The organism is Actinokineospora sp. (assembly GCF_050699995.1).
Classification (GTDB): domain Bacteria; phylum Actinomycetota; class Actinomycetes; order Mycobacteriales; family Pseudonocardiaceae; genus Actinokineospora.
Genome location: NZ_JBOHGC010000210.1, coordinates 1 through 9,014, shown reverse-complemented (window position 1 = coordinate 9,014; position 9,014 = coordinate 1). Strand labels below are relative to the sequence as shown.

Genomic DNA, 9,014 nt, shown 5'->3' with positions numbered 1-9,014 from the left:
CCTTCAGCAGGCAGCGGCACACGGCGGGAGGAACGGTCGACCACGCACGCCAGCGTACGTGAGCCGGTGTGCTGAGCGCGTCAGGAAGCGGTCTGAGGCTCGCGCTTCTCCTTGATCTTCGCGGCCTTGCCGCGCAGCTCACGGAGGTAGTACAGCTTGGCGCGCCGGACGTCGCCGCGCTTGGCGACCTCGATCTCGGCGATGTTGGGAGTGTGCACCGGGAAGGTGCGCTCCACGCCGACACCGAACGACACCTTGCGAACGGTGAAGGTCTCGCGGATCCCGCCACCCTGGCGACGGATGACGACGCCCTGGAACACCTGGACACGAGTACGAGTGCCCTCGATGACGCGGACGTGGACCTTCAGCGTGTCACCCGGGCGGAAGTCCGGGATGTCGGAACGCAGCGACTTGGCGTCCAGGGCATCCAGGGTGTTCATCGGTAGTCCGTCCTCGTCAATTCGGAGATGTTCGTACGTCGCTCCCGGCCGCAGGCGGCAAGCCGCCGATGTGTCCAGCCTGGGAGTGGGCTTGTGAGGTGCGCGCTCGGGAAGACCCGGACGCGACAACTCAGGAAGTATGTCAGACGGAGTCCTCGGACCGGAAATCGACCCCTGGCGGGGCCTGCCGCAGGCGTTCGAGCAGGGCCCGGTCGTGCTTGTCCAGCGACGCCGGGGGCAGGGCGGCGAGCAGGTCGGGGCGGCGCTCGAAGGTGCGCTCGATCGCCTGGTCACGGCGCCAGCGGTCGATGGCCTTGTGGTTGCCCGAGCGCAGCACCTCGGGCACCGCGCGGTCGCGCCAGACCTCGGGGCGGGTGTAGCTGGGACCCTCCAGCAGGCCGTCGGAGAACGAGTCCTGCTCGGCGGAGAGCGGGTTGCCCAGGACGCCGGGCAGCAGCCGGGCCACCGCCTCGACCATGACCAACACCGCGACCTCGCCGCCGACCAGCACGTAGTCGCCGATGGAGACCTCGTCGACGCGCATCCGGGTCGACGCGTCGTCGATCACCCGCTGGTCGATGCCCTCATAGCGGCCGCAGGCGAACACCAACCGCGGCTCGGTCGCGTACTCGTGCGCCATGGCCTGCGTGAACGGCCTGCCTGCCGGGGTCGGCACGACCAGCCGCGGCGGCTCGCCCGCGCACACCTCGTCGAGCGCCTCACCCCAGACCTGGGGCTTCATGACCATGCCGGGACCGCCGCCGTACGGGCTGTCGTCGACGCCCTTGTGCACGTCGTAGGTCCAGCGACGCAGGTCGTGGACGTCGAGGCTGAGCAGGCCGCGCTCGATGGCCCGGCCCAGCAGCGCGCCGCGCAGGGGGTCGAGGTACTCGGGAAAGATCGTGACAATGTCGATCCGCACCGGTGCAGGCTAGCCGCGCGCCTCCAGGCGCTCCGCGATGGCCGGGACCAGGTCCAGGAACAGGTGCTCGAACCAGCGCATGAGCCCGCCGGGCAGGTCCAGCGGCGGCACCGGCATCGGGGCGCGCGCGTATTCCTGCTCTATGACCGGCCACAGCGCGTCCCAGCGTTGACCGGACGGCGGGTGGCCGCTCGGCGCGGGCGGGTAGCCGACGACCTTGAGTTCGCCGTCGAGTTCGTGCAGCACCAGGTCGAGCAGCAGGAAGTACAGCGGTCCGGTGGCGGCGGCCGCGGCGGCCAAGCCGTGCCTGCGGACGAACTGGGGATCCTGTTCGGCGGCGGCGGCCAGCCACTGCTCGGTGAGGACCAGCTGGGCGCCGATGCGGTCGGCCTCGAACTCGTCCTCGGCGGAGCGGGTGTGGACTTCGACCTTGGAGTCCACCGACGTCAGCGTGGTGCGGCCCGCGTGCGGGTGCTTGGCCACGATGTGGCCGTACTCGTGGCCGATCGCGAACCGCACCGAGGCGTTGACCAGCAGGTCCAGCATCACTTCGCGGTGCCCGGTGAGCGGGGGCAGCGGCGCGGACCGCCACGGGTCGCCGTGGCGCAGGTGCGCGGCGAACACGTCGGCCAGCGCCGCGAGCGTCTGCGGGCGGTCCAGGATCGGGGGTTCGCCGAACATCTGGGCCGACATCATATTGATCTTCAGGGTGAGGGAGACCAGGCCCATCGCGCCGCTGCTCATCACGATGAGGTCGCCGCCCGCGGCGGGAGTGGTCCATGCGTTGAGGTCGCCGAGCGGGTAGAGGCCGGCGACGATCTGGCGCGGGTCGAACGACAGGTCGAGCGAGTGGGCCGCGGCCTCGACCTCTTCGACCCGGCGGTCCAGCAGGTCCTGGGCGGAGCTGAGCCTGCGCAGCGGGTCGGCGACGTGGTCTTCGGTGGCCGCGAGCAGGGCCCCGACGCGCTCAGCGGTGTTGTGCCCGCCCACGGCGGGACCGATCAGCCTGCCGCTGAACCCGTCCCGCTGCACCAGCGCGAGATAGGTGGTGACCAGCTTCCTGGACCGCGTGCTCATCGCGGATCGACGGCGCCCCTGCCCGTGACGGCCTCGGCTAAGGCGACGTCACGCAGGGACTCGGCTAAGGATTCGACAGGGGTCGGCGACGGCAGTCGGCTCGTGAGCATGTTGTCGGACATCCGCCACCCCCAGGGTCGAAGCGGTCGCCAGACTAGCGGAGGCTTTTGTGGATCAGTGGGTACCCGGGAGCCGGGTTTATTCGATGAGACCCTCGGGCGGGTCGAGGACCACGCGACCGCCCTTGACGTCGACTTCCGGGACGATCTGGCGGACGAACGGCACCAGCACCTCTTCGCCGCCGGGCCGGTTGATCACCAGCAGCTCGCCGCCGAGGCCGTGGGCCACTTCCTTGACCTTGCCGACCTCGGTCCCGTCCAGGAGCACCGCGGACAGGCCCGCGAGTTCGTGGTCGTAGAACTCGTCCGGGTCGTCGATGGGGGCCAGCGTCGAGGGGTCGGCGAGCAGCAGGGCACCGCGCATGTCCTCGGCGGTGTTGCGGTCGGGGACTTCCTCGAAACGCACCAGCAGCCGCCCGGCGTGTGGCCGGGCGGCTGTGATGGTGAGCGTGCGCTTGGAGCCGTCACGCAGCTGGGCTGTCACCGACTCGCCGAGCGCGAAACGCTGCTCGGGCGAGTCGGTGTGCAAATCGACAGCCAGTTCGCCGGTGATTCCGTGCGCCTTGGCGACACGGCCGACGAGGACCAGCGCGTTCATTCGCTCCACAGTCCGATCAGTGATCGGTGTCGACCACGTCGACCCGGATACCGCGTCCGCCGACACCGGCCATCACGGTACGAAGAGCCGTGGCGGTGCGGCCGCCCCGGCCGATCACCTTGCCCAGGTCCTCCGGGTTGACGTGGACTTCGAGCGTGCGGCCACGACGGGTCGTGACCAGCTCGACCTGGACATCGTCGGGGTGGTCGACGATGCCGCGCACGAGGTGCTCGAGTGCGTCCGCGAGGGCACTCACTCGGCCGGCGCCTCGGTCTCGGTGGCGGCCGCGGCCGGTGCCTCGGCGTCAGCCTTCGGCTCGGCCTTCTTGGGGGCCGCCTTCTTCTTCGGCGTGGTCGCGTCGGTCGAGGGCTCCTCGCCCGCGGCCTTGAGCGCGGCCTCGAACAGCTCCTGCTTCGACGCCTTCGGCTCCTTGACCCGCAGGGTGCCCTCGGCGCCCGGCAGGCCCTTGAACTTCTGCCAGTCGCCGGTGATCTCCAGCAGGTTCTTCACCGAGTCGGTCGGCTGCGCGCCGACACCCAGCCAGTACTGGGCCCGCTCGGAGTCGACCTCGATGAGGCTCGGCTCTTCCTTCGGGCTGTAACGGCCGATCGTCTCGATCGCCTTGCCGTCACGACGGGTGCGCGCGTCGGAGACGATGATGCGGTAGTACGGCGCACGGATCTTTCCGAGGCGCTGCAGCTTGATCTTGACAGCCACGGGTTGGGGTGCTCCTCAAAGCTCTCGGTACTGCGATGTGTGAGCGCGGCGTTCCGAGTGGGGTCGGTCGGCCTTGCCCGAAGGTTCAGGCGTCACGGCACGGTGAGAGGGTCCGGCCATGACGGACAGCGGGTAATTGTGCCAGACGCGGGGCGGGCCTGCCGCCGTGGGTCACCCGACGAAGGCTGCGACCTCGATCCCCGCCTGGTCGAGCGCCGCTCGGACGGCCCGCGCGTGATGCACGGCACCCGGTGTGTCGCCATGCAGGCACAGCGACCGGGCGGGCATCTGGAGCACGGTCCCGTCCACGGCGACGATCTCCCCGGACACCGCGAGGCGCACCGCGCGCTCAACCACTGCGGCGGTCGCGGTGATCAGCGCTCCGGGTAGGCCGCGCGGCACGAGTGTGCCCTCCGCCGTGTAGCCGCGGTCGGCGAACGCCTCGAAGACGCACGGCAGCCCCACGGACTCCGCCGCGTCGAGCAGCCGGGAACCGGGCAGGCCGAGCACGGGCAGCACGCCGAACGCGCGCACGGCGTCCGCGACGGCGGCGGCCTGCGCGTCGTGGTGAACCACGGCGTTGTAGAGCGCACCGTGCGGCTTCACGTAGCTCACGGAGGTCCCGGACGCGCGCGCGATGCCGTCGAGCGCTCCGATCTGATAGAGCACCTCGTCGGCCAACTGGGCCGGGTCGACGTCGATGAAGCGCCTGCCGAACCCCGCGAGGTCGCGGTAAGAGACCTGGGCGCCGACAGCCACTCCCCCGGCGGCCGCGGCCTGGCAGACCGCGCGCATGGTCGAGGCGTCGCCCGCGTGGAAGCCACAGGCGACGTTGGCGGAGGTGACGATGTCGAGCAGGGCCACGTCGTCGCCGAGGCGCCACACGCCGAAGCCCTCGCCGAGGTCGGCATTGAGGTCGAGTATCAGGGCTGCATCACCCCGAGCGTGGTCAGCAGGATGGCGAGGGCGGGCACGAAGTTGTTGATCTGGTGGGCGACGATGCTCGCGCCGAGCCTGCCGGTGTAGAGCCGTGCCAGGCCGATCGGGATGCCCACGACCAGCAGCAGCGAGGTGCGCAACGGTTCCAGGTGGCTGATCGCGAAGATCACGGTGGTCAGGCCGAACACCACCCACCGGCCCATGTTCAGCCGCTCCAGCGCCCCCCATAGGAGGCCGCGGTAAATGATCTCCTCGAACACCGGGCCGATAAGCCACACATAGATGAACAAGGTGATCGCGGCGGCCACCGGCATTGACAAGTCGTTGACGAGCTGGCCGATGGAGGACTTGGCGGCCTCCTCACCCACGACCTTGGTCCACACCGTGCCCGCGATGGTGGTGGATACCAGGCCGAGCAGGCCGAACTTGAAGCCCGCCTTGACGTCGGCGCGGGTGTACGACCACCGGAGGTCGATCTTCGGGCCGTTGCCGCGCAGCTTGGTGACCAGCAGGGCCAGCAGGGTGGTCAGGGCGGTGGGCACCATGGTCCCGACGAGGATCACCGCGACCGAGTCGGTCTTGTTGAGTCCGTACATCCGCGCGATCGTGCCGATGACCACGGCGGTCAGGATGTAGACGCCGAATACCAGCAGGAACGCGCCGAATCCCCATTTGTGGTCTCGAATCCGCGGCGTCGTCTCCGCGGGCGTTTCCGTCACCGGGGTCATCTTCGCCTCCCCTGTGTCCGGATGTCGCTATTCCAGTGTGGGGCAAAAGACTAGCCGCGGTGGAACGAGCGGGTTAACCGACCACCCGGCCGCGCAGCACGATCCGCTTCGGGGAACGCAGGATGTTCAGGTCGAGGCGGGGGTCGCTGTCGAAGGCGAGCAGGTCCGCGGCTGCGCCTTCGGTGAGGCCCGGCCAGCCCAGCCACGACCTCGCTCCCCATGAACCGGCGGCGATGGCTTGTTCGGCGCTCATGCCCGCCTTGTGCAGCGCGATGATCTCGTCGACCAGCCTGCCGTGGGCGATGCCGCCTCCCGCGTCGGTGCCCGCGTAGACCGGGACGCCCGCCTCCACGGCCTCGGCGACCATGCCGGACGCGCGCGCGTGGAGGTCGAGCATGTGCTGGGCGTACTTCGGGTACTTGCCCGCGCCCGCCGCGATGCCGGGGAAGTTCTCGATGTTGATCAGGGTCGGGACCAGGGCCGTGCCGCGCTTCGCCATCTCGGTGATGACGTCGGTGGTGAGGCCGGTGCCGTGTTCGACGCAGTCGATCCCGGCGTTGACCAGCCCGGGCAGGGCGTCCTCGCCGAAGACGTGGGCGGTGACGCTCGCACCCGCCGCGTGGGCGACCGAGATCGCCTCGGCGAGCACGTCCTCGGGCCACAGCGGGGCCAGGTCGCCTTCGGCGCGGTCGATCCAGTCGCCGACCAGTTTGACCCATCCGTCGCCGTACTCGACCTGTGCGGCGACGGCGGCGGGGAGCTGTTCCGGGTCGCCGACGTCGATGCCCAGGTGCGGGATATAGCGCTTGGGGCGCGAGAGGTGCCTGCCCGCGCGGATGATGCGCGGCAGGTCGAGGCGCTCCTGCAGGGGGCGGGTGTCGATCGGCGAGCCACAGTCGCGGATGAGCAGCGTGCCCGCGTCGCGGTCGGTCTCGGCCTGTTCGGCGGCGGTGTCGAGGTCGACCGGGCCCTGGGGGCCGATGCCGACGTGACAGTGCGCGTCGACCAGGCCGGGGACCAGGTAGCCGCCGTCGAAGACCGTTTCCGCGCCCGGGACGGGCTGGGTGCGGACGCGGCCGTTCACGATCCAGATGTCTTGTTCGTCTTCGCCCGGGAGGATCACCCCGCGCAGGTGCAACGCGGTCATTTGTTCTTGGGGAACTTCAGCTTCGACGGGTCGAAGCCGGGCGGCATCTGGTCGAGCCCGCCGAAGCCGGGCGGCAGGCCACCCTGCGGGCTGGGCGGCAACTGCGTGAGGTCGGGCATCCCGCCGGGGAAGCCGGGCATGCCGCCGCGCATCTTGGGCGGGGTCGGGCCGCGACCCTTCTTCCCCTTCTTGCCCTTTTTGCCCTTCGCACTGGTGCGGCCGCCGGGCATGCCGAAGCGGCCCGCCATCTGCTGCATCATCTTCTTGGCGTCGTAGAAGCGGTTCACCAGGTCGTTGACCTCGCGGACCTGCACGCCCGAGCCCTTGGCGATGCGCAGCCTGCGCGACGCGTTGATGATCTTCGGGTCGTTGCGCTCGGCGGGGGTCATGCCGCGGATGATCGCCTGCAGCCGGTCGATGCTCTTCTCGTCGACCTGGGCCAGCGCGTCCTTCATCTGGCCCGCGCCGGGGAGCATGCCGAGGAGGTTGGCGATCGGGCCCATCTTGCGGACCGCGAGCATCTGCTCGAGGAAGTCCTCAAGGGTCAGCTCGCCGGTGCCGATCTTGGCCGCGGCCTTCTCGGCCTGCGCCTGGTCGAAGTGCTGCTCGGCCTGCTCGATCAGGGTGAGGACGTCGCCCATGCCCAGGATGCGCGAGGCCATCCGGTCGGGGTGGAACGCATCAAAATCACCGAGTCCTTCACCGTTGGAGGCGAACATGATCGGCATGCCGGTCACTTCGCGGACCGACAGCGCGGCGCCGCCTCGGGCGTCGCCGTCGAGCTTGGTGAGGACCACGCCGGTGAAGCCGACGCCGTCGCGGAACGCCTCGGCGGTGGTGACCGCGTCCTGGCCGATCATCGCGTCGACGACGAAGAGGACTTCTTCGGGCGAGACGGCGGCGCGGATATCCGACGCCTGGCGCATCAGCTCCTCATCGACACCGAGCCGGCCCGCGGTGTCGACGATGACGATGTCGTGCTGGGCGCGGCGGGCCTCGTCGAGGCTGTCGCGGGCGACCTTGACCGGGTCACCGACGCCGTTGCCGGGCTCGGGCGCGTAGACCGCGACACCGGCGCGCTCGGCGACGACCTGCAGCTGGGTGACGGCGTTGGGGCGCTGGAGGTCGCAGGCGACCAGCATCGGCGCGTGGCCCTGGCCCTTGAGCCAGCGGGCGAGCTTGCCCGCGAGGGTCGTCTTACCGGAACCCTGCAGACCCGCGAGCATGATCACGGTCGGCGGGGTCTTGGCCAGGTTGAGCCTGCGGGTCTCGCCACCGAGGATGGCGACGAGCTCCTCGTTGACGATCTTGATGACCTGCTGGGCCGGGTTGAGCGCGCCGGAGACCTCGGCACCCTTCGCCCGCTCCTTGATCTTCGCGATGAAGGTGCGCACGACCGGCAGCGCGACGTCGGCTTCCAGCAGCGCGATACGGATCTCGCGCGCGGTCGCGTCGATGTCGGCGTCGGTGAGACGGCCCTTGCCCCGCAAGTTCTGCAGGACGGATGTGAGCCGGTCGGAGAGTGTGTCGAACACGAGTGTGGCGCTCCAGCCAATCAGGTCAACTCAGTCGGCAAGCGGGCCGAGTGCGAGCCCAGCCCGATCGAGGGTAACTCGTCCGCCTCCCCGGAATTTTATCGGTGGTCACCTACCTCGTGATCGTGCGGCTGGTGGGTGACCGTGGTCGGCTGACGTCACGGTCCCCTTAGGTGCCGATCCGTAGCGTTTGTCGAACCTGATCAACTCGCGTGGGGGACACAATGAGCGACCCGGAAGTCGGCACCAACCAGCTTGCGGCGCGGTTGACGGTCGCCGCCGCCCTCCTGCTCGGCGTCAGCACGGTCGTGCTGTTCGCGGCGATTCCCGGCCCGACTGGCCGGTTCGCGTTGCTCGCGGTCGTGGTTATGTCCGGTGTCGCCGTGTTCGCAGCCGGGTCTCGGGCGTTCGGCCGGTTCTCCTACGCCGTAGGCCCGGCTGTGTGTCGCGGCGTCGGCGGCGGGGCGATCGTGCTCGGCGCCTATTTGACCGGCCCGCTCGTAGTCCACGTCGTCGGCGAGACCTCGCTGACCGTGTCCGTCCTGCTGACCTTCCTGCCCGCGTTCCTCGCGCTGCTGGTGCTCGCCATGAAAGGCGTACGCGCCGGGGTGGTGGGCGCGGCGATCGTGGTGCCGACCGTGTTGGTGCTGCTGCCGGCGGCCACTGGGGCGGGGCCTGGCTTGACCGCGCTGAGCCTGCTCGCCTTGTCGGTCCTGGCCGCCGTCGTCGCCGTGCCCGCGCCGTCGTCGTGGAGCACGGCCGGGATCAGCGCTGGGGCGACCGCGGCGGGCG

Annotated in this window: 11 protein-coding genes; 1 reads left to right on the top strand and 10 read right to left on the bottom strand. The window is 70.1% G+C overall.

Translation table 11 applies throughout. The annotated features are described in order from the left end of the window. Nucleotides 1-80 precede the first annotated feature (80 nt). The 10 genes from rplS to ffh all read right to left on the bottom strand — a co-directional run bounded on the left by rplS (nucleotide 81) and on the right by ffh (nucleotide 8,222). Complete coding sequence (rplS, locus tag ACRDSQ_RS11785) at nucleotides 81-440, bottom strand: 50S ribosomal protein L19 (RefSeq protein WP_091370949.1); 360 nt, start codon at nucleotides 438-440, stop codon at nucleotides 81-83. 142 nt (nucleotides 441-582) lie between these two features. After that, nucleotides 583-1,362 (bottom strand): tRNA (guanosine(37)-N1)-methyltransferase TrmD, encoded by a 780-nt coding sequence (gene trmD, locus ACRDSQ_RS11780; RefSeq protein WP_431420927.1) that lies wholly within the window; start codon nucleotides 1,360-1,362, stop codon nucleotides 583-585. A gap of 9 nt (nucleotides 1,363-1,371) precedes the next feature. Then, nucleotides 1,372-2,439: a hypothetical protein gene (locus ACRDSQ_RS11775; protein WP_431420926.1), complete on the bottom strand. Its 1,068-nt coding sequence runs from the start codon at nucleotides 2,437-2,439 to the stop codon at nucleotides 1,372-1,374. A 198-nt stretch (nucleotides 2,440-2,637) separates the two neighbouring features. After that, the gene (gene rimM / locus ACRDSQ_RS11770) at nucleotides 2,638-3,156 is read right to left on the bottom strand and encodes a ribosome maturation factor RimM (protein ID WP_431420925.1); all 519 of its coding nucleotides are present in this window, start codon (nucleotides 3,154-3,156) and stop codon (nucleotides 2,638-2,640) included. 16 nt (nucleotides 3,157-3,172) lie between these two features. Then, nucleotides 3,173-3,412 carry an RNA-binding protein gene (locus ACRDSQ_RS11765; RefSeq protein ID WP_054050002.1) on the bottom strand — a complete coding sequence of 80 codons (240 nt, stop codon included), beginning with the start codon at nucleotides 3,410-3,412 and terminating at the stop codon, nucleotides 3,173-3,175. Beyond that, on the bottom strand, nucleotides 3,409-3,873 hold the full coding sequence (gene rpsP, locus ACRDSQ_RS11760; RefSeq protein WP_431420924.1) for a 30S ribosomal protein S16: 465 nt from the start codon (nucleotides 3,871-3,873) through the stop codon (nucleotides 3,409-3,411). The genes ACRDSQ_RS11765 and rpsP overlap by 4 nt, the downstream gene beginning before the upstream one ends. A gap of 171 nt (nucleotides 3,874-4,044) precedes the next feature. Next, nucleotides 4,045-4,800 carry a LamB/YcsF family protein gene (locus ACRDSQ_RS11755; RefSeq protein WP_431420928.1) on the bottom strand — a complete coding sequence of 252 codons (756 nt, stop codon included), beginning with the start codon at nucleotides 4,798-4,800 and terminating at the stop codon, nucleotides 4,045-4,047. Next, nucleotides 4,797-5,540, bottom strand: a complete 744-nt coding sequence (locus ACRDSQ_RS11750) for a CPBP family intramembrane glutamic endopeptidase (RefSeq protein WP_431420923.1) — start codon at nucleotides 5,538-5,540, stop codon at nucleotides 4,797-4,799. The genes ACRDSQ_RS11755 and ACRDSQ_RS11750 overlap by 4 nt, the downstream gene beginning before the upstream one ends. 73 nt (nucleotides 5,541-5,613) lie before the next feature. After that, entirely contained in the window at nucleotides 5,614-6,687 is a 1,074-nt protein-coding gene (locus ACRDSQ_RS11745) for an amidohydrolase family protein (RefSeq protein WP_431420922.1), read from the bottom strand. After that, the gene (gene ffh / locus ACRDSQ_RS11740) at nucleotides 6,684-8,222 is read right to left on the bottom strand and encodes a signal recognition particle protein (protein WP_431420921.1); all 1,539 of its coding nucleotides are present in this window, start codon (nucleotides 8,220-8,222) and stop codon (nucleotides 6,684-6,686) included. The genes ACRDSQ_RS11745 and ffh overlap by 4 nt, the downstream gene beginning before the upstream one ends. A gap of 224 nt (nucleotides 8,223-8,446) precedes the next feature. Here ffh and ACRDSQ_RS11735 point away from each other — a divergent pair. After that, on the top strand, nucleotides 8,447-9,014 hold a 568-nt coding region (locus ACRDSQ_RS11735; protein WP_431420920.1), incomplete at its 3' end, for a hypothetical protein.